Origin of the sequence: Sorangium sp. So ce385, from assembly GCF_051474135.1 — a bacterium.
In the GTDB taxonomy this organism is placed as follows: domain Bacteria; phylum Myxococcota_A; class Polyangia; order Polyangiales; family Polyangiaceae; genus Sorangium; species Sorangium cellulosum_D.
On record NZ_CP150337.1, the window covers coordinates 528606 to 552466 of the forward strand.

General features: G+C 72.1%; 17 protein-coding genes. 8 read left to right on the forward strand and 9 right to left on the reverse strand.

The genetic code is table 11. The features are described 5' to 3' along the window. Positions 1–819, reverse strand: coding sequence for a catalase-related domain-containing protein (locus WME83_RS02050; RefSeq protein ID WP_437322148.1), 819 nt, complete (start codon positions 817–819; stop codon positions 1–3). Here WME83_RS02050 and WME83_RS02055 point away from each other — a divergent pair. Together WME83_RS02055 and WME83_RS02060 are read left to right on the forward strand one after the other, a co-directional pair. Then, positions 818–1942 carry a Gfo/Idh/MocA family protein gene (locus WME83_RS02055; RefSeq protein WP_437317580.1) on the forward strand — a complete coding sequence of 375 codons (1125 nt, stop codon included), beginning with the start codon at positions 818–820 and terminating at the stop codon, positions 1940–1942. The two genes, WME83_RS02050 and WME83_RS02055, sit on opposite strands and share 2 nt — an antisense overlap. 659 nt (positions 1943–2601) lie before the next feature. Then, complete coding sequence (locus tag WME83_RS02060; RefSeq protein ID WP_437322149.1) at positions 2602–3522, forward strand: transposase; 921 nt, start codon at positions 2602–2604, stop codon at positions 3520–3522. Between the two features lie 742 nt (positions 3523–4264). Here WME83_RS02060 and WME83_RS02065 read toward each other — a convergent pair. Then, complete coding sequence (locus WME83_RS02065) at positions 4265–4750, reverse strand: SRPBCC family protein (protein ID WP_437317581.1); 486 nt, start codon at positions 4748–4750, stop codon at positions 4265–4267. 658 nt (positions 4751–5408) lie between these two features. Beyond that, entirely contained in the window at positions 5409–6749 is a 1341-nt protein-coding gene (locus tag WME83_RS02070; RefSeq protein ID WP_437317582.1) for a sigma-70 family RNA polymerase sigma factor, read from the reverse strand. Positions 6750–8746: 1997 nt separating this feature from the next. On the opposite strand from WME83_RS02070, the gene WME83_RS02075 reads away from it, so the two are divergent. Both WME83_RS02075 and WME83_RS02080 read left to right on the forward strand, forming a co-directional pair. Further along, positions 8747–9289 (forward strand): hypothetical protein, encoded by a 543-nt coding sequence (locus WME83_RS02075; RefSeq protein WP_437317583.1) that lies wholly within the window; start codon positions 8747–8749, stop codon positions 9287–9289. Positions 9290–9552: 263 nt separating this feature from the next. Then, positions 9553–9912 (forward strand): arsenate reductase family protein, encoded by a 360-nt coding sequence (locus tag WME83_RS02080; RefSeq protein ID WP_437317584.1) that lies wholly within the window; start codon positions 9553–9555, stop codon positions 9910–9912. Between the two features lie 51 nt (positions 9913–9963). Here WME83_RS02080 and WME83_RS02085 read toward each other — a convergent pair whose 3' ends face one another. After that, the gene (locus tag WME83_RS02085; RefSeq protein WP_437317585.1) at positions 9964–11619 is read right to left on the reverse strand and encodes a sigma 54-interacting transcriptional regulator; all 1656 of its coding nucleotides are present in this window, start codon (positions 11617–11619) and stop codon (positions 9964–9966) included. Positions 11620–12810: 1191 nt separating this feature from the next. Further along, positions 12811–13455, reverse strand: coding sequence for a hypothetical protein (locus WME83_RS02090; protein ID WP_437317586.1), 645 nt, complete (start codon positions 13453–13455; stop codon positions 12811–12813). Between the two features lie 159 nt (positions 13456–13614). On the opposite strand from WME83_RS02090, the gene WME83_RS02095 reads away from it, so the two are divergent. Then, positions 13615–14040, forward strand: a complete 426-nt coding sequence (locus WME83_RS02095; RefSeq protein WP_437317587.1) for a hypothetical protein — start codon at positions 13615–13617, stop codon at positions 14038–14040. Between the two features lie 61 nt (positions 14041–14101). Here the strand turns inward: WME83_RS02095 and WME83_RS02100 are convergent, their stop codons facing one another. The 3 genes from WME83_RS02100 to WME83_RS02110 all read right to left on the reverse strand — a co-directional run bounded on the left by WME83_RS02100 (position 14102) and on the right by WME83_RS02110 (position 17087). After that, positions 14102–14818, reverse strand: a complete 717-nt coding sequence (locus tag WME83_RS02100; RefSeq protein ID WP_437317588.1) for an SDR family NAD(P)-dependent oxidoreductase — start codon at positions 14816–14818, stop codon at positions 14102–14104. A gap of 106 nt (positions 14819–14924) precedes the next feature. Continuing rightward, positions 14925–15401 carry a hypothetical protein gene (locus WME83_RS02105; protein WP_437317589.1) on the reverse strand — a complete coding sequence of 159 codons (477 nt, stop codon included), beginning with the start codon at positions 15399–15401 and terminating at the stop codon, positions 14925–14927. Positions 15402–15596: 195 nt separating this feature from the next. Continuing rightward, positions 15597–17087 (reverse strand): DUF4142 domain-containing protein, encoded by a 1491-nt coding sequence (locus tag WME83_RS02110; RefSeq protein ID WP_437317590.1) that lies wholly within the window; start codon positions 17085–17087, stop codon positions 15597–15599. Between the two features lie 303 nt (positions 17088–17390). On the opposite strand from WME83_RS02110, the gene WME83_RS02115 reads away from it, so the two are divergent. Then, the gene (locus tag WME83_RS02115) at positions 17391–18197 is read left to right on the forward strand and encodes a CPBP family intramembrane glutamic endopeptidase (RefSeq protein ID WP_437317591.1); all 807 of its coding nucleotides are present in this window, start codon (positions 17391–17393) and stop codon (positions 18195–18197) included. A 221-nt stretch (positions 18198–18418) separates the two neighbouring features. After that, on the forward strand, positions 18419–22039 hold the full coding sequence (locus tag WME83_RS02120; protein WP_437317592.1) for a GAF domain-containing protein: 3621 nt from the start codon (positions 18419–18421) through the stop codon (positions 22037–22039). A gap of 128 nt (positions 22040–22167) precedes the next feature. Here WME83_RS02120 and WME83_RS02125 read toward each other — a convergent pair whose 3' ends face one another. Then, complete coding sequence (locus WME83_RS02125) at positions 22168–23349, reverse strand: ABC transporter permease (RefSeq protein WP_437317593.1); 1182 nt, start codon at positions 23347–23349, stop codon at positions 22168–22170. Positions 23350–23405: 56 nt separating this feature from the next. Between WME83_RS02125 and WME83_RS02130 the strand changes: the two genes are divergently transcribed. Then, positions 23406–23861, forward strand: coding sequence for a GFA family protein (locus WME83_RS02130; protein ID WP_437317594.1), 456 nt, complete (start codon positions 23406–23408; stop codon positions 23859–23861).

Sequence of the window (23861 nt, forward strand, 5' to 3'; positions counted from 1 at the left end):
TCACGAGCGCTCGGGAGGCAACTCGGTCCGCTCAGCGGCCCTGCGTCGGGCTCGAGGCAAGGCGCCGACAACGCTCGGCCCCGCGCAGCGGAGATCGCCGGGGGAGCCTTGGGTGCTCTCCGGCTGCGCGGCATTCGACCGCGGGAGACAGCGCACGTCGTTACAGTGTGAGCGTCGCGATCGCTGCCGTCGAGCTCGCCCTCGTGGCGAGGACGGCGAACCCCGCGCTGCCGAGTCGATGCGAGCCCGAGGGGATCCGTCGGCCCTTGAAGAGAGCCCCTCGGCGACCCGACGGCCGTAGTCCTGATCGCACTGGACGAGGTCGCCGATCATCCGCTCCTGGACGGCGCGGTCGCGCTGCGACAGCGCCTCAACGAGGTTCTTCACGAGCTCGTCGCGCTCCCAGGGCTCGAACGCGCGGTACCGCTCGCCGGGCGTCCCCGCCGCGTGGTCGGGGTGCGGGTGCTCTCGTGAACCGTATCCTTCGTGGTGCCGCTCCTCATCGCTCCATCCTCCCCGGCCGATAGCGACGGCTGCGCGACGCGGCAGGCGGCCGCGGCGCGCCGGGAGCCGCGGTGCTCGGCGACCGCGAGCGAGTGCTGGAGCTGGCGGAGCGTGAGGGGACGCGGTGACCAGCGCACGGGCGCAGGGTAGTACGCGGCGCGCGGGGGTGCTCTGGGGGCGGAGGGGCGGGCCGCGGGCGGGGGGTGGGGGGCCTCGGGGGGCGGGCGCCCTGGGCGACATGCCCGGCGGTTGACGCCTGCGGTCATCTCTCCATGTTCCCCGCGGACGCGGGTTGTCCGCGCACGGAGGGACCATGTCCAAGACAGCGTCGAACGAGACCAGGAAGATCCGCTACGCCGTCGTGGGGGCGGGCAACATCGCGCAGGTCGCCGTGCTGCCGGCGTTCAAGAACGCCGCCGAGAACTCGGAGCTCGTGGCGCTGGTCTCGGGCGACCCCGAGAAGCTCGCCGCGCTGGGCGAGCGCTACGGTATCACCGAGCGCGGCGGGTACGACGAGCTCGAGGACGTCCTGAGGCGCGCGCGGGCGGACGCGGTGTACATCGCCCTGCCCAACGCGATGCACCGCGAGTACACGGAGCGGGCCGCGGCGGCGGGCGCCCACGTGCTCTGCGAGAAGCCCATGGCCATGACCGAGGAGGACTGCGAGGCGATGATCCGCGCCACGAAGGACCGCGGCGTGAAGCTGATGATCGCCTATCGCCTGCATTTCGAGGAGGCGAACCTGCAGGCGATCGAGATCGCGCGCTCGGGCAAGCTCGGCGAGGTGCGCGCCTTCACCTCGCTGTTCACGCAGGTGGTGCGCCCCGGCGACATTCGCACCCGGAGGGACGAGGGCGGGGGCGTGCTGTTCGATCTGGGCGTGTACTGCGTGAATGCCGCTCGGTACCTCTTCCGCGAGGAGCCGAGCGAGGTGCTCGCCACGAGCCTGCGGATCGACGAGAGGCGCGCCAAGGATGTCGACGAGACCACGGCGGCCATCCTGCGTTTCCCGAGCGGCGCCGTCGCGCAGTTCACCGTCAGCCAGGGGCTCGCGAGCGTGTCGTCGTTCCGCCTCGCGGGCACCGAGGGGGACCTGCGCGTGGAGCCGGCCTTTGATTACACGGCCGACATCAAGCATTACCTGACGGTGGGCGGGAAGACGGAGGAGAAGACGTTCAAGAAGCGCGACCAGTTCGCCCCCGAGCTCGTCTATTTCTCGCGCTGCATCCTTGAGGACAGGGAGCCGGAGCCGTCGGGGCTCGAGGGGCTCGCGGACGTGCGGGTGATGCTGGCGATCCAGAGCTCCGCGGCGAGCGGGAGGGTCGAGGCGATCCCGCCGCTCAAGCTGGAGCAACGGCCTGATATGGGCCAGAACATCAAGAAGCCCGCGGTTGCCGCGCCGGAGCCGGTGAAGGCGCCGTCACCGTCGGAGCAGTGAAGGAGGACCAGGACGACGCCAACCCGGACGACCCAACCGGATGGCCTTAACCCCGGACGGCCTTACCCGGGTTGGGACGACGCCAACCCGGACGACCCAACCGGATGGCCATAACCCCGGACGGCCTTACCCGGGTTGGCAGGAGAGAGGGCCGATCCGATCACGTCGCGCGGACCACGCGTGAACCCAGGTTGCAGGGCCACCCGACGACCCACCACCCGACCCAGGTTGAGGACCATCCGACCCAGGTTGCGCGACCGACTGGACCATCCGACCCAGGTTGCGCGACCGACTGCGACCCGACCCGACCACCCGACCCAGGTTGCGCGACCGACCGAGGTTGGGACGACCAGATTGGTGGCGCCCGACCCGCTCTCCGCCCTCCGCTCTCGCCCAACCCAGGTCGGGAGAGGAGGAGGAGGGCGATGGTGACGAACACAGGTCAGGGGAGGGGAGGAGGGAGAACCCAGGTTGGGGATGGGTGTGGGTGGGGGAGGGGCAGCCCAGGCCAGAGGAGCCGCCGCAGGTTGGGCGAGCCGCAAGACTGTCCAGGTGGCGGACCACCGGGCGCCCTGGCGGCGCCACCCAAAGGGGCGAGCCAAGGCCCTGAAATCATTCGCCCCAGCCGCCGGCACGGCGTTTGTCATTGCACGCCAGCCATGAGCCAGCCCCGCGAGATTGCCGCAGGCGCCACCTACCTCATCACCCGTCGTGTCCTGCGCAGGCATCTGCTCTTCCGCCCCGACGCCGCCATCACCCAGCTCTTGGTCTACACCCTCGCCGTCTCGACGCGCCGCTTCGGCATCGAGGTCCACGCGCTCTGCGCGATGTCGACGCACCTGCACCTCGTCGTGACCGATACGATGGGCGTCCTGCCGCGTTTTTTGCAATTCTACCATCGCATCGTCGCGCTCGGGACCAAGGTGCTCCGCACGTGGGAAGGGCCAGTGTGGGACCACGAGGCGACGAGCGTGGTGCGGCTGCTGACGCGGACGGCGGTGGTGGAGAAGATCGCCTACGTGCTCGCGAATCCCGTGGCCGCCGGCCTGGTCCGACATGCGCGCGAGTGGCCGGGCGCCAAGGTGGACGTGAACGAGCTCGGCTGCGGCGTGCTGCGCGCGATGCGACCCGCGGCATATCTCGATCCGAAAAACCCGCAGTGGCCAGAAGAAGTAACGCTCGCGCTCGCGCTGCCGCCTGCCATAGAACAGGACGGCGGCGACGGCTTTCGCGGCGAGGTCGCCGCCGAGCTGGAGCGACAGGAAGCGCACGCACGTGAGGAGGTGGAGCGGCGAGGGCAACACGTCCTTGGCGCCGAGGGCGCCATCCGGGTGTCCCCCTATGAGCGTGCCACGAGCTTCGAGCCGCTGCGCGACTGCAGTCCGACGTTTGCGGTCGGCCGCGAGCAGGGTGATGCATGGCGAAACGCTGCTGCCGCCGTGCGCGCGTTTCGCGCGTCGTACCGCGCGGCGCTCGAACGGTGGCGCAGCGGGGTGCGCAGCGCCGTATTCCCCGCGGGGACGTGGTGGATGCGAGCGTTTCACGGGGTCGCCGTGACGGACGCCGTGCTCACGGTGTAGTTGCTGCGCCGGCGGGGCACAGTGAGGCGGTGAGAGGCGACGGGGGGCGACACGTCGCCGGGGGGCACGTGCGTCTGAAGATGGCGGAGCGAGGCGACTCAAGACGCCCATGAGCCATGCGCATGACGACGTGGGATGGCGTTGCGGGCCGAGCGACCACGATGTGGCGCCGGGGTGAGATTGCGACAGGCTCTGCTTGGTCGGATCGAACACAACCTGGGTTGACTCGGGTGGGTAGGTCGCAGGTGGCAATGCAGGTTGCAACCCGAGTTGAATTGCTCTTCACGGGTCCGTTTGAAGCTGTCTGCGGCGCGTGGGTGTACAAGCGCGAGGTGCTCTGTACAGATTCGTGACTGGCGAGCGGCCGAGGTCCACTCGGGTAGCTCGCGGGTGAGCATCCGGGCCGGGTGAGCCGCCCCTGGGTGGCTTGCAGGTGGGCAACCCGGGTCGGGCAAATCCGGGTAAGTCCGGGCGAGCAACCCGGGTCGGGTAAGCCCGGTGAGCAACCTGGGTCGAGCAAGCCCGATAGTACGGGTGAGCAACCCGGGTCGGGTAAGTCGGTCGGGTAAGTCCCGCGGCCGACCTCCACTCGGGTAGCTCGCGGGTGAGCATCCGGGCCGGGTAAGCCGCCCCGGGTGGCTTGCGGGTGGGCAACCCGGGTCGGGGAAGTCCCAATCCGGGTCAGGTCCGCGTCACTCAATGGGGGTCAGGTCCGCCCACTCAGCGTCAGGTCCGGGCCGGCTTACCCGTGGGCCGTGACGACCGCCTCGAGCTGGGCAGCGCACTGGCCCCAGCCTTCGTGGAACCCCATCTTCTCGTGCGCCTCGCGGTCGGCGACCGTCCAGTGGCGGGCGCGGGCGGTGTACTTCGTTTTGCCGCCTTGATCCTCGAACGTCAGGATCACCGTCATGAACGGCTTGTCCGACGGCTCCCATGCCGAGGTGTACGCGTCGGTAAAGACGAGCCGCTCGTTCTCGACAACCTCGAGGAAGACGCCCCTGTTCGGGTACTCGTTCCCTTGTGGGTCGCGCATCACGATCAGGCTGGCGCCGCCAGGCCGCACGTCGAGCTCGGCGAAGGGCGTGGTGAACGGCTGAGGGGCGAACCACATCTTGAGGAGCTCAGGGTCGGTCCAGGCCTTGAACACCTTCTCGCGCGGCGCGTCGATGATGCGCGTCAACACGAGGTCGCGGTCAGAAGTCGGGGTGGCTTCGGGGTTGGTGGTCATGCGTCGTCTCCTCGTTCGGCGATGGGCGTAGGACGTTCGAGAGAGCCCTGGGCAGCCGCCGCCTCAGACGGCTGGATGCGCGTGGCGTTCAGCGTTTAGAAGGACGCGAGCACGGCGCCGCCGTTCCGGTCCTCGGCTTCCTTGGCTCGTGCTCGTTCGCTCTTCGAAGTGTTGGACAGACCGGCGCCCCGAAACTCATCGGTCGTCGGTCGTTTTTGGGGACGGGTGCCGCACTTCCGCGTCGCGCTGGACGACATCAGCGCCGACACGGACGAGGCGCTGCGGGCGCGGGCGACGACGGCGCTGGCGCGCGTCGTGCTCCGGCGCTTCAGCCATGCCCGTCACCCGAGGAGCCGGTCGCGCGCCTACCAGGTTGGAGCGATCGGGCCCCGCAGGCGCGTCGCGCACCGGGTGCCCGTGGGTGCGGCCTCGCGCGTGTGGCGGGATCCTGCGCATCGCCGAGCAGCGAACCACGTCGCTCCGTGGTTCCAGCTGCGCATCGGCGAGCTCCCTGGGCCGATCGCGACGCGTCCGCGCCGCCGCCGCCGGCCCGATCGAAGGCTGCGCGAGCGCGCCCTCACCGCGCCCCCGCTCGCCGGTCGCTTGACCGAGCGCTGGCGCGGCTCCACGCGCCCTCGCGCGCGCCTCGGCCCCGCGGTCACCCTTCGAGGTACGAGCCGAGCTCTCGTTGCCGCGAGCGCATCCGGAGCTTCTCGAGCAGCTTCGCCTCGATCTGGCGGATGCGCTCCCGCGTCAGCGAGAACGACTGCCCGATCTCCTCGAGCGTCTCGTCCTCGTTGCCGTCGAGGCCGAAGCGGCGCCGCAGGAGCTCGCGCTCGCGCGGCTGCAGCGAGTCGAGCAGCTCGCGCGTCTGCTCGATCAAGCGGCGCCGGGCCAGCATGTCGGCGGGCGTCGGCTCCTCGTTGGCCAGCAGATCGCCGAACCGGGTGTCGCCTTCCTCGCCGACCGGGGCGTCGAGGCTGAGCGGCTCGAGGGCGAGCTCGCCGATCACGCGCACCTTCTCCACGGAGAGCCCGCTGCGCTCCGCGACCTCTTCGACGGTGGGCTCGTGCCCGCGCTCCTGCACCAGGTCGCGCCGGGCGCGCACCACCTGGCTGCGGATCGCGGTGAGGTGGACCGGCATGCGGACGGGCTTACCCTGGTTGAGGATCGTCCGCTTGATGGCCTGCTTGATCCACCACGCAGCGTAGGTGCCGAAGCGGTGGCCGCGGCGGTACTCGAACTTGTCGGCGGCGCGGATCAGGCCGAGGTTGCCTTCCTGCACGAGGTCGAGCAGCGGGACGCCGAAGCGCTGGTGCTCCCGCGCGATGGCGACCGCGAGCCTGAGGTTCGCCTGGACGAGCTCGGACTTCGCCTGGGCGACCGCGCGGCGCCCCCGGGCGATCGCCGCGAGCGTGGCCTCGATGGACGCGCGCTCCGCCGCGTCAGCTGCGGCCGCCGCGGCGCGCAGGCTCCGCTCGATGCGCTCCTCGAAGGCCGGATCGAGGCGCAGCTCGGCGAGGCCTGCGGCCAGGCCCGCGAGGGCGATCTCCACGCCCTCGTCGTCCTGCTTGCGGGCGGCGAGCGCTCGCGCGACATCGAGCAGGCCCGCGAGCCGCGTCGCGCAGGCGTCCGCCTCGGGATCGTTCGCGTCGGCCTCGCACAAGAGATCCCGGAGGCTGAGCGCCCCGTTCTCGACGTCCTCCGCCGTGAAGGCCAGCTCGCGAAGGGCGACCGGCGAGCGGACCCACGCCTCGAAGCACGCGAGCGCGCCCGCCTCGATGCGACGGCCGATCGCGACCTCGCCCTCGCGCGTGAGCGGCTGGCTTCCGGCGAGCGACCGGAAGTAGAGCTCGGTCGCCCCGAGCGTGGCGTGCGCGCCTGCGGCCTTCGCACGGCGCGCAGGAGCGCGCTCGCCCCCGCGCTCGCCCGCGGAATCGATGGAAACGGGAAAACTCGATTCGGACTCGCTCGCCGAGAGCGAGGAACGGAACCTCATTCAATGCGCTCCAGGGTTGCCGCTGCGTCGTGCCTGACCACGAAGGGCGTGAGGGGGCACGATCATCGAGGCGCCTCGATATCCTAACCGCCGAGGACGTAAATAGGAAAACGAATCGCGCGCCGATTTGGCGTATTTTCAAGGCGTTTTTCTTGGGTCTGCCGCCGCTCGGAGCGGCGGCTTCCTCCGCCGGCGCGGGACCGCGCGGGCGCGGGTCGCCAGACGAGCGGGCACGGCGTGCTGGGCCGTCGGCGGTGCACGCCGGTGCGGCTTGGTCGTCGGGTACTGTCGCTGGAGGTGGCCAAGCCGGCGCCCGACGCACACGGCGGAGCGAGTCGCCGGGCCTTGTTCGTCATGGACATCAAGGCCGAGGTTGCTCGAAGCGTTCCCGACCTGCGCGATCCATCGAGGCAAGCGGGGCGTTGGAAGCGAGCGGAGCGGCTCATGGGGGAGCGCTCCAGAGGCTCCGCTCGGCGCGCTGTCGAGGGCCCGTGCTCCGTGCGTGGTGCCGGGGTCCGGCGTCCGGGCGAGCCGCCTGGCGACCCGGCGTTCTGGCGAGCGCCTAGCGACCCGGCGTCTGGGCGAGCGCCTGGCGACCCGGCGAACCGTGCGCCTCCCCGCGGGCTGCGCTTCCGGGGACTTCAGGGGGAGGCGCGTCGCTCGATCCGACCCGCTGAAGCTCGTCTGATCCGACCCCCTGAAGCTCGTCCGACCGCTGCCGCCCCACCCGTGCCGTGCCGCCCCACCCGGGTTCGCCTTCGCGGTGCCGCCCCACCCAGGTTCGCCTTCGCCGGGGGACGACGCGGCGCTCGTGGATGGGTTCGGGCGACGTGATCCCGGGGCGTGCTCCGCCCTGTACGACCGGTGTGCCGAGCACGTTTAGCGGGTGCTCTACCGGCTGCTCGGCTTCCATCGCCACCTCGTGGACCTGCACCTCGACGTCTTCGTGCGCGTGCTCGGGTCGCTGTCGAAGCTCGAGGCCCGAGCGCGCCAAAGCCTCCCCGCCGGCGAGCGGCTCGTGGTTTCGCCCGCGACAAACTCGCTCGAGGTGGGGCCGATCGACGCGACAACGTTGACCGACGCTGCGGCTGCCGGCCGCAACCTCGGTCGGCGGCGGCCGGCCGCAACGTCGGAGGGCCGCAACGTCGGCCGGCGGCTCAACGTCGGCCGGCGGCTCAACGTCGGCCGGCGGCTCAACGTCGGCCGGCGGCTCAACCTCGGTCGGCGCGACCTGCGCAACCTCGGTCGGCGCGACCTGCGCAACCTCGGTCGGCGCGACCTGCGCAACCTCGGTCGGAGCAACATCGCCCAGCGTTGCTCCCGCGACACGTCGCTCCCCGATGCCCTCTTCCTCCCCGCCACCCCCGGCCCACGGCCGGGCCTGCGCTGCGCTCCGCGTCGTCGAAATCCTGCGCGCCAGCCTCCACGAGTCCTTCCCGCCGACGCCTCCGCCCGGAGAGTCGCTCGCGACCCCCGAGATCTGCGCGAAGACGCGCGTCCCGGCGCTCGCCGCCGCGCCGGCTTCGCCGCCGCGCCGGCTTCGCCGTCCGCCCCGGCGTCGCCGTCCGCGCCGGCGTCGCCGTCCGCGCCGGCGCTCCTCTCTCGTTCGCTCCCGGCGCCCTGCTGAGCCCGGGCGGCCTCGGCGAATCGGCCAACGCCGACCTCGGCCTCGTCCGGACGCCGAGCCGAGCGCGTCGGCGTCTTCGCGCGCGCGGCGTCCCCGTCCAGCAACGCGCAGCTCGATCGATCGCCGATCGCGCCTGAGCGTCGCTCCCCCGGCCCTGCTCGCCGGCGGGGCACCTTGCCACCCGTGAGGGCCGGTTTGCCCCCTCGGTGGATCTCGGCCCGGCCGTCGTCTCGTCGTCTCGCTCTGGAGCCCGGCGACGCTCGTCAGCTCGGATGAGCCGTCTTCGCGCCCTCCAGGGACTCCATATCAGCAACCCGATCCGGAGAATGAGCGAATGAACCGACGAATGATGGCTGTCGGAGCCGTGGCCATGTTGATCATAGGGTGTGACGAGATCCCCTTTCCCCCATTCCAGGGCGGATGGGGCGACGGCGATGCCCCCTCGGGCTCCGGCGGCAGCGCCGCGGACCCCGATGTCATCGCGATGAGAGCCGGCGACGTGTCTTTCCCCCCCGACATCGAGCCTCTGATACCCCCCGCGGATGACCCTGACGCGCTCGTCCTGTTCTTCAGCAGCGTTGTTCAGCAGTGCGCAGACCCCTGGGTCTCCGTGACGTGCGACACCGCGCCCATCTGGCAGTTCATCCTGGTCGTGCCGGCCGAGCTCCTGACGGACGGCCTCATCGACCTGTCGGATTCACGGATCAGCTATTACGAAGAGCTGGCCTACCCCGGTTGCTGGGGCACGGGCGCAGGCGGCTCCGGGTTCCGGGGCACGCTCGAGATCGTCAGCAGCGACGACGCCTCTCTCTTCGTGAAGCTGCGCGGCGCCGCCAACGAGGATCTCTCGCTCGACGGAGACTACACGGTCGACCGCTGCGGTGCGGCGACCGTCCCCGCACCTGACGAGTGATCATCAGCCTCGCCCCCGCTCGAGCGCTGCTGCACAGCGGCCGCACCGGCGCCACGCGGGCGCTCTTCACCGCGTCCCCGCCCGCTCGCCCCGGCGGCCGGCCTGCTCCTGGTCCGGTCCGCCGGTCCCGTCCTCGCGCGGCGCGGGATCCACCGGCGTCCCGCCTCGTTGCCGCCTGGTCGGCTGCCGCGTCCGCGCCTATGCTTCACGCCCGCGCTGCCCTCGGGGCGCGAAGCGGGCCACGCCACGCAGGAGCGACGCGCATGATCCAGATCTTCGGCACCGCCAAGTGCAAGGCGACGCGGGCGGCGCAGCGGTTCTTCGCCGACCGCGGCATCAAGGTGCAGCTCGTCGACGTGCGCGAGAAGGGCCTCTCCAAGGGGGAGCTCGCGAGCGTGGCGCGCGCCGTGGGCGGCATGCGCGCGCTCTACGACGCGGAGGGCGCTCGGGTGAAGGAGCGCGGCCTGCAGCACCTCGGCCCGAGCGAAGCGCGGATCGCCGAGCTCCTGCTGGACGATCCGCTCCTGCTCCGCACGCCCATCGTGCGCGACGGCGCGCGCGCGTGCGTGGGCCAGGCCGAGGCGACGTGGAAGGCCTTCGCGGAGGCCGCCAAGGCCGGCTGAGGCGCTCACGCGACGGCCGCGGGAGCCCTCGACAGGCGCGCCGTCACGCCGTCACCCCCCAGGCGCGCGCCCGTACTCCTTGAGCTTGCGGTACAGCGTCGACACGCCGATCCCGAGCTCCGCCGCGGTCCGCGTCTGATTGCCGTCGTTGCGCGCCAGCGCGGCCAGGATGTGCTCCTTCTCGACCTCGCCGAGCGTCCGCGCGCGCTCGCCGAACGTCCGCGCGCGCGCCGGCGCGCGCGGGCCGGCGTCCGGCGGCTGCAGGGCCGAGCGCACCTCCTCGGGCAGATCGTCGGCCTCGACCCGCCGCGCCTCGGCGAGCGCCACGGCGCGCTCCATGGCGTTCTCCAGCTCCCGCACGTTGCCGGGCCACGCGTACCGGACCAGGCGATCGGCCGCGCCGGGGCTGAGGCGCGGCGCCGGACGCCGCATGCGCGCGGCCGCCTGCGCGAGCAGCGCCCGCGCGAGCGGCAGGATGTCCTCCCGGCGCTCGCGCAGCGGCGGGAGCCGGAGCTCGACCACCTTCAGCCGATAGTAAAGATCCTTCCTGAATCGGCCGGACGCCACCTCCGCGGCGAGCTCGCGGTTGGTCGCCGCCACCACCCGCACGTCGACCGGGCGGCTGCGGTTCTCGCCCACCCGCCGCACCTCGCGCGCCTGCAGCGCCCGGAGCAGCTTCACCTGCGCCCCCGCCGGCAGCTCGCCCACCTCGTCGAGGAACAGCGTCCCTCCCGCCGCCGCCTCGAAGATCCCCGCGCGATCCCGCGTCGCGCCCGTGAAGGCGCCGCGCGCGTGCCCGAAGAGCTCGCTCTCGAGCAGCGGCTCCGGGATCGCCGCGCAGTTGATGGCGAGCAGCGGCGCCCGCGCGCGGGGCGAAGCGTCGTGGACGAGCCGCGCCACCCGCTCCTTACCGGTGCCGCTCTCGCCCGTGATCAGCACCGTGGCGTCCACCTGGGCCACCCGCCGCGCGAGCTCCAGCACGCGCTGCATGGCCGGGCTCGACGCGACGATGCCGCCCGGCTCCGCCGCCGCCGCCGCGGTCCGCAGGAGCGTCTCGGCGCGCGCCTTCAGCCTGCGCTCGGCGCGCCCCAGCGCCTCGGCGGCGCGGCGCAGCGAGGCGTCGAGGCGATCCTCCTGGAAGAACGGCAGGTGCGGCTCGAGCTCGGCGCCCCAGGCCTCGGCCGTGCGACCGGCGAACAGGCAGCTCGCGTCGCCGCGGCCGAGGCAGCGGCGCTCGATCACGTAGATGTCCCGGCCCTCGACGCAGCTCAGGTAGCCGCTCGCGAAGCCCGCGAGCGTCCAGCACACCGGCGCCTCCGCGCGGCCGAGGTGCAAGAGGTGCTGCTCCGCCTCGTACGAGGCCTCCACCGTCGCGCCCCCGGGCGACAGCGGGCCGTCCGCGCCCGGCGCGAGGCGGATCATCCCCTGAAGCGTGTGGATGCGCCCGCCCGCGTCGCGCCACTCCTCGTCGCTCTCCAGCGGCAGCTCGGCGCGCGCCGCCTCGGCCGTGCGGAAGCCGTGCGCGAAGCCGAAGCGGGTGAGGAGCGCGCGGGCGGCCGCGGCCCCCAGCGCGTCGATGAGCTGCTTGCGCAGGAGGCCCATCGCGACGGCATCGAGCAGGATCGCTCGCGCCCCGGAGAAGCGGAGCTCGCCGGCCTGCGGATCGACCGTGAGGAGCTCCGAGAGATCGAGATCCGCTGCGCGCATGCTGCCTGCCGGGTCGGCGTGACCGGAGCATAGGTGGCTCGCCGGGCGCGCGGAAGGCTCGGACGCGCCGCTCGGCGCCCGGCGGGGAGCGGGCGGCGCGGGGCCCGCCGGACCGCTGCTTCACGAGACATCCCGGCGAGCGCGCGTCACAGCCGAGCGTGGTAGTCCTGGAGGATGTCGTGATGCGCCTGCGACATGACCGGTCCGGTCGAGAGGCGCTCGATGCGCGGCTGCCTGAATCGCCACGAGACCTGTGATGGCGACACGCCGAGGGCCCGCGCGTCAGAGGCGTCCGACCGCCCTGGCGCGCCGTGTCGAGCTCAGAGCGGCTTTTTCGCACGATAGCGCGAGTAGCAACCCGGGCAGCGCCACTCCATCGTCCTCCGCCCGTTCGCGTCGACGGTCCGCGTCAATCGCCAGCCATAACGAGAGCTGATGAGCGTGTAGTTCGTCTCCGTCTTCGGTGCGGGAGTACCGCAATCCACGCACCGCTGCGCGACGCGCTGCTCGCTGTCCGGCGGCTCTCCCGTCGTGCGACCCGACGCAGGGGCCGTGCTCTTCGGGCCGTCGAGCGTTCCCGGGTAGAATGAATCGCGCCTCGTCGCCGACATCTGAACCTCAGGGGGTGCGCCGAAAGTCCGCTGAGCGTGCCACCTCGCCCGTCCTCGGGGCGCCCGGAGGCTAGCCGTGAGAAGTGTACCGAAGCACGTCTCGGGTGCCAAGGTTGATCTCGGTGAGCCGAGCCCTCACGGGGGGCGCCGGCCTCTCCTGCATTCAGCGCATGCAGCGGCTCCGAAAGCGATACCGCGGATTGCGGATGGACGCCTACAGCGCGCGAGACCGACCTCCCTTGTCGCCACGATGCGCGCTCGCGTGCGCTGCGTGGGTGATGGGCACGTGAAGACCCTCGACCTCCACATTCCCAGTCTCGATCGGGGGTCCGATCACGCGATGCGACGACGTGCAGGTACAGCCGGTGCGTAGCCGATTTCGCATTGTCGCCCGCGCGCTCGCCGCCGGCGGGGCGGCGAAGGCTGCGACGCTGCTCATCTGGCTCCGTCCCACGCTGCCCCGGGCTCGGCGCGGGCCGGCCCGCCGCGGCGTGAGTCGGGGTCGTCCCGGTCGTCCGGGCGCGCTCATGGCGCTCGGTGGAGCCTGGAGGCAGCGACGGGCGGGAGCGTGCTGCCGCGATCACCGCTCGCGGTGCCGCTCCTCGACGTGGTGCCGTCGACGCTCCGCGCGAGGCTTCTTCGCCGGCCGCGCCGGTGTCGCCGGCCTGGCCGCCGCCCCCGCCTTGACCGTCGCGCCTGCCCTGACCGTCGCTCCTGCCCGGACCGTGACCGCTGGCCTCGCCGGCGCCGCCGGCCGGACCGTGGCCGCGTGGTGCCCGTGGTCGCGGTGCACGTGGCCGCGGTGCACGTGGTGCCCGTGGTCGTGGCGCACCTGGGGATGGTGGTGATGGTGAGCGCGGCGGCGCTCGAAGTCGACGCGGTAGTGGACAAGCGCGTGCGGCTCGTCGCGGTAGTAGACCCAGCCGTGGCGCGACGGATAGTACCAGCGGCCGTCCACGTAGTAGACGTAGGCCCCGCGGTAGTACACGCGCGGGTAGGTCTCGACGTGGACCGGCGGCGCTGCGATGTGAACGACTGGCTCCTCGTACACCGCGAACTCGTGGTACGTGACCGTCGCGGGCGCGGCGGCCCTGGTGTGGACCTCCGCCGCGCATCCGGTCGCGCCGAGGAGCGCGAGCGCGACGAGCGCGGCCAGCGCGGCGAGCCTGCTGCGCTGCGGGGGATGCGCCGTGGCTGTGGGGGACGAGTGTTCGAGGACTGGCACGTTCATCTCCATGGGGTTCACAGGAGCAACTGCGATGCCACCCGGCAGCCCGGAGGCAGCCGCCGGCGCCTGGCAGCGCGCCTGCTCCTGGTATAGCGCTTGCTGACCCTCCGCGCATCGGCGCGACGGCGCCAGACTTGGATAAAGGAAGACGATCCCATGAAACTCTCGAAGGTGCTCTCGGGTCTCGCTGGCTGCGTCCTCGCCTCCGCCTCGCTCACGGGGTGCATCATCGTCGCTGATGACGATGACCACGTTCACGTCACGAGCGGCTCGCTCACCGTCACGATGACCATCGACGGCAGCGACGACGCGTGGGAGTGCTTCGATCACGACGTGAGCGGGCTCGCGGTCAGCGTCGAGGACGAGGCAGGCTTCCTCGTCGCGGAGGAGGTCGTGGACTGCGAGGATTTCGGCCTCACGATCGGCGGCCTCTCCGACGGTTACTACGACGTCGACGTCTGGCTCGTGGATTTCGACGGATACACCATCAGCGATATCGTGCGCGTCGAGGGCGTCGACGTGCTCGAGGGCCACGACACGCTCGTGGACGTCGATTTCCCCTGGACGTGGATCGATCCGTGACGCGCGCGGCTCGCCCGAGCGGCCGCGGGTAGGCCCTGCCGCCGGCGGGCGCTCGCGCCGCTCAGAATTTTTCCACCGACGGGCGCACGTCGATCTCGTGGGTCCAGGCGCTCGGCGGCTGGGCGTGGAGCTGGAAGTACGTCTCTGCCAGCGCCTCCGGGGCGAGCAGCGTGGCGGCGTCTCGGTCCGGCGCCATGGCGCGCACGCGGGGCGTGTCGATCAGCCCGTCGACGATCACGTGCGCCACATGGATGCCGCGCGGGCCGAGCTCGCGCGCGAGCGACTGCGCGAGGGCGCGGAGGCCGAACTTGCCCACCGCCAGGGCCGCGAAGCGCGCGCCGCCGCGGAGCGAGGCCGTGGCGCCGGTGAAGAGGAGCGTTCCCCGGCCGCGCGCGAGCATGTCGGGCAGCGCGGCCTGCGCGCTCAGGAAGCCGCCGAGGCAGTTGATCTTCCAGGCGTCCTCGAGCTCTCGCGGCGTGAGCTCCAGGGCGCCGGCCATGCGAAATACACCGGCGTTGTAGATCATCGCCTCCGCCGGGCCGAGCGCCTCCTTCACCCGCGCGAAGGCCGCCGCGACCGAGGCCGGATCGGCGGCGTCCGCGGGGACGCTCAGGGCGCGGCCGCCGGCCTGCTCGATCTCCCGCTGCACGGCCTCGCAGGTGGCGGCCGTCCGGGCCACGAGCCCGATGGAGAATCCCGCGCTCGCAAAACGCCTGGACACCGCGGCCCCCAGGCCGGGGCCGACACCGACGACGACAGCTACCCTGTTCGAGCTCATGCGTTGACCACCTTCCTGCCGGGCCTCGCGCCCGGCGAACGCTGGCAGATTACCCCCGTCCTGGGCTCGCAGCCGCGCGCGTCGCATCGCCTGGAGCAGACCCTCGTCAAGGCGCGTGAGGCGCCCCGCGCCGTGACGGGGATCTGCCTCGAAGCTCGGCGAGGGCGTCCTCCGGTGGTGCCCTCCACTGACGCACGAAGAAGGGCCACGCGTCGTGGAGATACACGCCGAACGGGACCCACCAGAGGAGGTCGTTCGTCAGGCAGAGAACGGCGGACCGGGGCGGCCACTGCCCGGTCGCGAGCAGGGCCGCGAGGCCGATCGGCCCGAGGACCTTGCCGAGCAGGCCGACGGCGGCGAGGAGAAAGCCGCGCTCCGGGGCGCGCGCGACCTCCGCATAGAGGATGGCGTACACCCCGACCACCATCCCGAGGCAGGCGAAGATCGCGGGGTGGTTGAGGGGCGGCATGCCCGCGAAGCGAAACAGCCATTGCGGGTCGAGCGCCGCGTAAAGCCCCCAGCAGGCGTTGTAGAGGGCGGCGAGCGAGAAGACGGCGCGGTGCAGTCGGCGGCGGGCGATCATGGGGGCTCTCAGGCGGTGGGCGTGAGGGCCAATATATCCGTGATCCGCGCGATCCTGAAGAGCGCGGCCACGATCGGGGAGGGATTCCCCTTACCGCTGATTCGGCTGACTGCCGTGCTGCTGCGCGTACGCCTGCGGGCCTCGCCGCTGGCCGCGTTGCTGCTGGCCGAGCTAGACGCCCTGCTGCTGGCCGAGCTAGACGCCCTGCTGCTGGCCGCGTTGCTGCTGGCCGAGCTGGGCGCCCTGCTGCTGGCCGCGTTGCTGCTGGCCGAGCTGGGCGCCCTGCTGCTGGCCGCGTTGCTGCTGGCCGAGCTGGGCGCCCTGCTGCTGGCCGCGTTGCTGCTGGCCGAGCTGGGCGCCCTGCTGCTGGCCGCGCTGCTGCTGGCCGAGCTGGGCGCCCTGCAGCCGGGACTGCGCGCGCTGCTGTCCTTGCTGCTGGACGCTTTGCTGGCCGAACTGGGCGCCCTGCTGCTGGCCGCGCTGCTGCTGCGCTTGCTTCTGCGGGCCCTGCTGCTGCACGCCTTGCTGCCCGTACCGGCCGCCTTGCTGCCCGTACTGGGCGCCTTGCTGCTGGCCGCCTTGCTGCCCGTACTGGGCGCCTTGCTGCTGGCCGCCTTGCTGCTGCTCCTGCAGCAGCGCGCAGAAGAGCTGCTCGGCCTCCCTCAGGTGCTGCTCGACGTCCGCTCGCATCGCCTCGACGCGAGCGCGCAGCTTGGCGTTGTCCGCGCTCGCGACGAGCGGCATGTCGAGGAGCTCGAGGGCGCGGCGATGGAAGGAGACCTGCGCCCAGATGTAGGCGATGTCGAACTCGGCGCCTTCCTGGTCTTCCAGAGACTCGCTCAGCTCGGTCGAGCTGGCCTCGAGCTGCTCGCAGCGCGAGCAGGCCTCGATGTTGGCCCTGCCGCCCTGCGACAGCTCCGCCCCGCGCTGCCCCGCCTGCGAGTGCTCCTCGATGATCTGCTCGGCGTAGCGCTGCACCTCCGGGGATTCGGCCTTGTCTCGGGCGACCTCCGACAGCTCGACCTCCTTCCGGTGGATGAGCGAGACCAGCATCGTGATCTCCGTCTCCGACCCCTGCTGCATCGCGCCTTGCCGGCCGGCCTGCCCGCGGTCGCCTTGCCGACTGCCAATCTCGCCGCGGCCTCCCTGCCTGCCGCCTTGATAGCCGGCCTGCTCGCCGCACTCGTGCGTGCCGCCCACGCGCTGCCCGCCGCCGCGCTGCCCGCCTTGCTGGCCGGCCTGCCCGCCGCCGCGCTGCCCGCCTTGCTGGCCGGCCTGCTCGCCGCCGCGCTGCCCGCCTTGCTGGCCGGCCTGCCCGCGGCCTCCCTGCCGGCCGCCGGCGTGCTCGCCGCCGCGCTGCCCGCCAGCGCCTCTCGCGCCGTCTCTGCCTGTCTGGCCGCCGCCCCTGTCTGCGCCCGTGGTGCCCCTGCCGGTCCCGTGGTCGCCGGCCGTCCCCCCGCGGCCCGCCTCGGCATCGTCGTCGCTGCCGATGCAGCCGCCAGCCCCCGCGAGGACAAAGCTCCCCGCGAACATGATCGCCATGAGGCGACCTGAACGATTGCCCAACATCTGCTTGCTCCTTGCTCGATATCGGCGCGCTGTCGCGCTCACCTGCCGGTTATCGGCCCCCAACATCTGGGTTCGCGCTGCGGGGATGGTGAGCGAGGGGGAGCCCGAAGCCAGCATCGTCTTTTCCCCGAGAGCCCCACGCCTCCGGCGCCATCAGCGCGACAATCGTAGTCCCGCTCAACGTCGACCCTGCCCGTCGCAAAACAGCCAACCCGCAGCTGCGGCTCTATCTCACGCTCACTGACCTCTCCGCGCATGCGCCCGCCCGGGGCGCCGCCCCGGAGCCGCCGCCCGCCCCCGTCCGCGCCGGCGCGGGTCGGACAGGCCGCCTGACAGCCGAGCCGCCGTGCGCGCGCCCAAGAACCTGCTCGCCGCTCGCCGGCGGGAACCCTCCGGCGCGCGCGGCTGTCCCACGGGGCCATGCCGCCGACCGTCGTCCGGTTCTTCGTCCTCGCCTATGCCATCACCTGGCTGTGCCAGCTGCCGCTCCTCCTCCAGCAGTGGGGCGCGCCCATCCCGCCGGAGGCCGCCATGGCGCCGCTCGCGCTCGGCGCCGTCGGCCCCTCGGTCGCAGCAGCGGTGTGCGCCTGGAAGGAGCGCGGCCGCGCCGGGCTCTCTGGGCTGTTCTCGGCGCGCCGCGCTCCAGCGGGCTGGGCCCATGCGCCGCTCGCGCTGTGCATGCCGGCGCTATTGCACCTCCTCGGCCTCGCGCTGCTCGCGCTCGCCGGCGGGAGCATGCCGGCGACGCTCCTCTACCCCCCGATCACCCCGGAGCAGCGCGGCATCGCCGTGCTCGCGCCCCTCGGCGAGGAGCTCGGCTGGCGCGGCTATGCCCTCCCGCGGCTCCTGCCGGCACACGGGCCCATTCGCGCCAGCCTCATCATCGGCGCTGCGTGGACCCTCTGGCACCTTCCCATGATGTGCCTGCCGGGCGTCCCGTGGTGGTCGATCGTGCTGAGCGCGCTCTTCATCACCTCGCTGAGCGTGCTGATGACGGCGCTGCACCTCGCCTCCGGCGGCAGCATGCTCGTCGCGTGGGCGGCGCACCTCGGCATCCACCTCGACAACGTCTCGCGCGCGCACCTGTCCGGCGACGGCGCGACGCCGCTCCTCGTGACGACGATCGCCGCGATCGCCGCCGCCACGGTCGCGGCGCGGCGCATGCGGACCCGGCAGGCGTCGGCCGAGGCCGCGGCGGCGGCGCAGCCTCGATCGCGCGCTGCGTGAGCCGCTCCGGCCGCGGCCTCGCGCGGCGGGGCGGCGCGCGATCCGGCCCGCGCCGCCGCTCGCCGCGCCGCCTTTCGCCGCGCCGCCGATGAGCGTAAGCTCCGGGCGACGTCCGCCCGAGCGACGCCTCGGCCCCGCCCCGAGCCCCCGGTTGCGGTCACTCTATGGGAACCCCCGCGCACCCCCGCCCGTCCTCCGGCCCCTCGATCAGCGTTGACTCCATGGACATCGAAGCCCTGAAGCGCGAGCTCGAGCGGCTCCGGGTCGTGGCTTCCCGCGATCGCGGGTGGCTCAACGCGGTGCTCGAGCACAGCCCGCACGGCGTCATCATCTGCGACGCCTCCGGGAAGCTCGTCCTGCACAACCGGGCGGCGGAGCGCATCTGGGCCGGCAGCGCCTCGACCGAGTCGATGCAGGACTGGACGTTGTATCGCGCCTTCCACGAGGACGGCCGCCCGTACGAGGCCGCCGACTGGGCGATGGCGCGCGCGATGTCCGCGAGGCAGGTCATCGAGAGCGAGGAGACCCGGATCCAGCGCTTCGATGGGACGCGGGGCATGGTCCTCGGGAGCGCCGCGCCGATCATCGGGCCCGGTGGCGAGCTCGAGGGCGGGATCTCGGTGTTCGCCGACATTTCCCGCCTGAAGCAGGTCGAGGCGGAGCGCGGCGAGCTCGCGGCGCAGCTCTCGCGGCGCCTCGAGGAGCTCGATCGCAGCGCCCGGCTCACGCAGGCGCTGCTCGCGGTCAGCTCCGCGCTGAGCGGCGCGATGACGATCGAACAGATGGCCTCCGCCGTCGTCCACGACGTCCACCGCGTGCTCGGCGCCTCGACGACGATGATGTACGCGGTCGACGAGGCGGCCGGGGCCGCGACGCTGATCGGCCAGTCGGGGCTGGAGGAGCAGCGCGCGAGCCCTTACGCGATCGTGCCCCTCGACGCCCGACTGCCGCTCTCGGAGGCGCTCCGGCAACGCCGCCCGATCTGGGTGGACACCCAGAGGAGCTTGTACGCGGCGTACCCCGAGCTCGCGGCGCTCAGGCCTGCTCGCGACGACATCCAGGCGCTCGCCGTCCTGCCGATCGTCGCCCACGGAGAGCTGCTCGGCGCGCTCTCGTTCTCGTTCGCGGCCGAGCGGGCGTGGACCGACGAAGCGCGCGAGTTCTTGCTCAGCGTGGCCGCGCAGTGCGCGTCGGCGCTCGACCGGGCGCGCCTGCTCGAGCAGGAGCGAAAGGCCCGGGCGCGCGCGGAGATGCTCGCGGCCGCGCTCGAGCGGCAGCAGGCGACCTTGCGCCTGCTGAGCGAGGCGGGCGCCGTGCTCTCGAACTCGCTCGACGTCGGCGCGCGGCTCGCGCACCTGACCCACCTCGCGGTGCCCACGCTCGCGGACTGGTGCGCCGTCGACATGCTGAACGGCGACACCGTCGAGCGCGTGGCCGTTCACCACTGCGATCCGGCGAAGATCGCGCTGGGCGAGCGCCTGCGGGCGATGTCCCCGCCCCGGCTCGACGCCCCGACGGGCGTGCCCGCGGTCATCCGCACGGGTCGCCCCGAGTGGATGGCCGACATCCCGGACTCGATGCTCGAGTCCGCCGCGATGAACGCCGAGCACCTGCGCCTGATCCGGTCGCTGGGCCTCAGGTCCTACGTCGTCGTCCCGCTCCGGGGGCGCGATCGGAACATCGGGGCGCTCACGCTGGTCCACGCCGAGTCGGGCCGGCGCTTCTGCGAGGCGGACGTCGCGCTCGCCGAGGAGCTCGCGAACCGCGTGGCCTTGCAGATCGACAACGCGAGGCTGTTCCAGCAGGTCGACGCGTCTCGCCAGCAGCTCGCGGGCCTGTTCAACCAGGCGCCGGCCGGCATCTGCATCATGCGGGGCCCCGAGCACGTCTTCGAGCTGGTGAATCCGACGTATCGAGACATCCTCGGCGGCCGAGAGGTGTTGGGCAGGCCGATCCGGGAGGCGCTCCCCGAGCTGTACGGCCAAGGCATCTTCGAGCTCCTGGACGGGGTCTACCGGAGCGGTCAACCCTACGTCGGCACGTCCGTGCCCCTCCGCCTGCGCCGCGGCGCCGCCGGACCGGAGGAAGAGCGCTTCTTCAACTTCGTCTATCAGGCGATGCGCGCGCCGGACGGCAGCACCGAGGGCGTCATGGCGTTCGCCTTCGAGGTGACCGACCAGGTGCTGGCGCGCCGCCACGTCGAGCAGCTCGCGATCGAGCTCGCCACGAGCGAGGCGCGCCTCCGGACGCTGGTCCAGGCGACCACGGCCGTCGTGTGGACGGCCACGCCGGAGGGGACGATCGTCGAGAGCTCGCCGAGCTGGCTCGAGTTCACGGGCCAGGACGAGGCCGAGTACCTGGAGAGGGGCTTCCTGCGAGCGATCCACCCCGACGATCGGGAGGCGATGATGCGGGCCTGGTCGGAGGCGACGGCGCGCGGCGGCGTGTATGAAGCGGAGTACAGGCTCCGCCGGAGAGACGGCTCGTATGCCTACACGGTGGCGCGCGCGGCGCCGGTCCGCGCCACGGACGGCAGCGTGCGCGAGTACGTGGGCTGCAACATGGATATCAGCCAGCAGCGCGAGGCCGAGCGGCTCACGCGAGAGCACGCCGAGGTGCTCGAGACGCTCCACGAGGTGGGGCAGGTGCTGTCGGCGGAGCTCGAGCTCGACGCGCTCGTCCAGTCGGTCACCGACGCGGGCACGAAGCTCTCCGGCGCGGAGTTCGGCGCGTTCTTCTACAACGTGAACGACGCGCGAAACGGCAGCTACATGCTGTATGCGCTCTCGGGGGCGCCGAGGGAGGCCTTCTCGCGCTTCCCGATGCCGCGCAACACGGCGCTGTTCGCGCCGACGTTCAGCGGAGAGGGCGTGATCCGCATCGATGACGTGACCCGGGATCCGCGCTACGGAAAGAGCTCTCCTCATCACGGCCTGCCGGAGGGGCACCTCCCCGTGGCGAGCTACCTCGCCGTCCCCGTGGTCTCGAGGAGCGGCAAGGTCATCGGCGGGATGTTCTTCGGCCACCCGAAGCCGGGCGTCTTCACCGAGCGCTCCGAGCGCATCACCGTCGGCCTCGCCGCCCAGGCGGCGGTGGCGATGGACAACGCCCGGCTGTTCCGGGAGGCGCAGTCGCTCATCCGCGCGCTGGAGCGCACCAACGCCGAGCTCGACCAGTTCGCGTACGTGACGAGCCACGATCTCAAGGCGCCGCTCCGCGGCATCGCGAGCCTCGCCCAGTGGATCGAGGAGGACCTGTCGGACAAGCTCACCGCCGACACGCGCCAGCAGATGGAGATGCTGCGCGGCCGCGTGCGGCGCATGGAGGCCTTGATCGAGGGGATCCTGGCCTACTCCCGCGCCACGAGGTTCCGCGAGAAGCCCGAGAGCGTGGACATCGAGAAGCTCTCGCGGGACGTGGTCGAGCTCATCGCCCCCAAGCCGCCTGCGCGGGTCACGCTCGACGTGCCGCCCGCGTTCTTGCGGACGTACCGGGTGCCGCTGCAACAGGTCTTGATGAACCTGATCACGAACGCCCTCAAGCACGCTGGCCGCGAGGATGCGGCGGTGTCCGTGTCCGCCCGGGAGCAGGGCGATCAGTACGAGTTCTCGGTGTCGGACAACGGTCCTGGCATCGCGCCTGCGTTTCAGGAGAAGGTGTGGGGCATGTTCCAGACGCTGCAGGCGCGGGACAAGGTGGAGAGCACCGGGATCGGCCTTGCCATCGTGCGCAAGATCGTGGAGAGCCGCGGCGGGCGGGCCTGGGTGGAGTCGGACGGCAAGAACGGCGCGACCTTCCGGTTCACGTGGCCGAAGAGGGAAGAGGCGCAGGGCGCGGCGTAGCGCAAGGCGCCTGGGGGCGCTCGCTCCTGGAGACGGTGGATACGGGATGGATACCCCGCCTCGGCCAGGCGGGCCGTGGTCGATTCACGCTCGCGATCGCGGCGACCCGGGGAGGTGCGGGGCCGCGCTCAGTTCGAGGGCTTCGGCATCTGGAACACCACGGCGTCCTCTTCGGCTTCCAGGTTGTTGACGTTCCAATAGATGAACCCGCAGTCGACGGCGATCTCGAAGAAGTATGGCTGTCCGGTCGTGAGGGTGATCGTGTCGCCCTTGCCGATGTGCGCCCTGCGCACCTCGCCTTGCCCCTCGCCGTTCATGTAAACGGTCCAGTAGACGAACTCGTCGTCCACCGCGAGCGACTTGGCGACGGCCTGAGCGTCGACCGTGGTGGTGAAGGGCGGGGCATCGAGCGCCGCGTCCGTCGCCTTGGACTGGACCGCGCCGGTGTTGTCGGTCACCCAGTATACGACGCCGTCGGCGAGGACGATCTCGGTCGGGTTGCCGTTCGTCTCCGCGAAGACCTCGGCGGTCTCGCCGAGCGGCTCCTTCGTCTTGCGCAGGATCTGGCTCGCCCAGTAATCCGACCAGTAGACGTGCGTCGCGTCGACGGCGACGCCGATCGGGTGTTCGCTGGCGGCGACCTGCTCGGCGAGCGCCTGGCTGCCGTCCGCCTTGGCCCGCCAGACGGCCGGGGGCGTCTGCGTCCCCCAGTAGACGCTGTCGCCGAACGAGGCGATGCGGCCGAAGCCCGGAAGGACGTCCTCGTCCTCCTGACGAGGGACCGCCGCGATCCGGATCGGGCTGGAGCTCGGCGGATCGATGGAGATCCCCAGCACGTCTCCGTTGCTCCAGTTGATCCACGAGAGCTGCCCGCCCGCGTAGGTGACCCAGGCGGTGTCGCCGAATCCGAGGGTGCCCGGGAGCGTGCGCGCGGCCCCGCCATCCTTCGGGATGGCGACGATGGCCTCGTTGTTGGCCATCAGCACGGCATCCTGGGTGACCACCATGCCCTTCGGGTTGGACCCGAGCACCCCTGGCATCTGCGTCACGGGGCACTCTCCCACGGCGCAGCTCGACGGAGGGCACGAGGGCGCGCGCCCGCCCGCCCCATCGGCGCCACCGGTGCCCGACGTGGCCTGCGCCGAGCCGCCATCTCCGGAGCCCGTGGCCGCCGTCGCCGAGGAGGCCGTCGTCGAGGACGAGGAAGGGGTCGCGTCCGTGCCGGGCTCGATGCCGAAGATGAGATTGCAGCCGGTGCCAGCCGCTCCGAGCGCGAGCAGGGCGCAGGGCAGAGCGATTTCCTTGACCATGACGAAGTGTATAGAACGCGAGCGCGGCGCTGGCTACGATGGGCCAAGAGCGCGCGATGGGAGACGAACTGCGAGCTGGATTCGAGCGTGTCCGGAGCGGCAGCTGCGCCTGCGGCGCCGTGAGGTTTCAGCTTCGTGGCGAGCCTGTGCGCGTGGGGCTCTGCCACTGCACGTCGTGCAGGAAGGAGACCGGCTGCGTCTTCATGCCGTACGCGGTGTGGCCGTGGTCGAGCTTCGCGTCGACGGGCGAGACGAGGTGCTGGGAGGGACGCAGCTTTTGCCCGACGTGCGGGTCGCGGCTGTTCTCGCCGCGGGAGGCGGAGGGCGAGGTCGAGATCAAGCTGGGGTGTCTGGACGACGCTCCGACGGATCTCGCTCCGAGCTACGAGATCTGGATCAAGCGCCGCGAGCCGTGGCTGCCGCCGCTCTCGGGCACGGAGCAGCACGCGGAAGATCCGCCGTGGGTCACCGGCGCCCAGAGCGCGTCGTCGGCTCCTGGCGAGCCCGGGTGA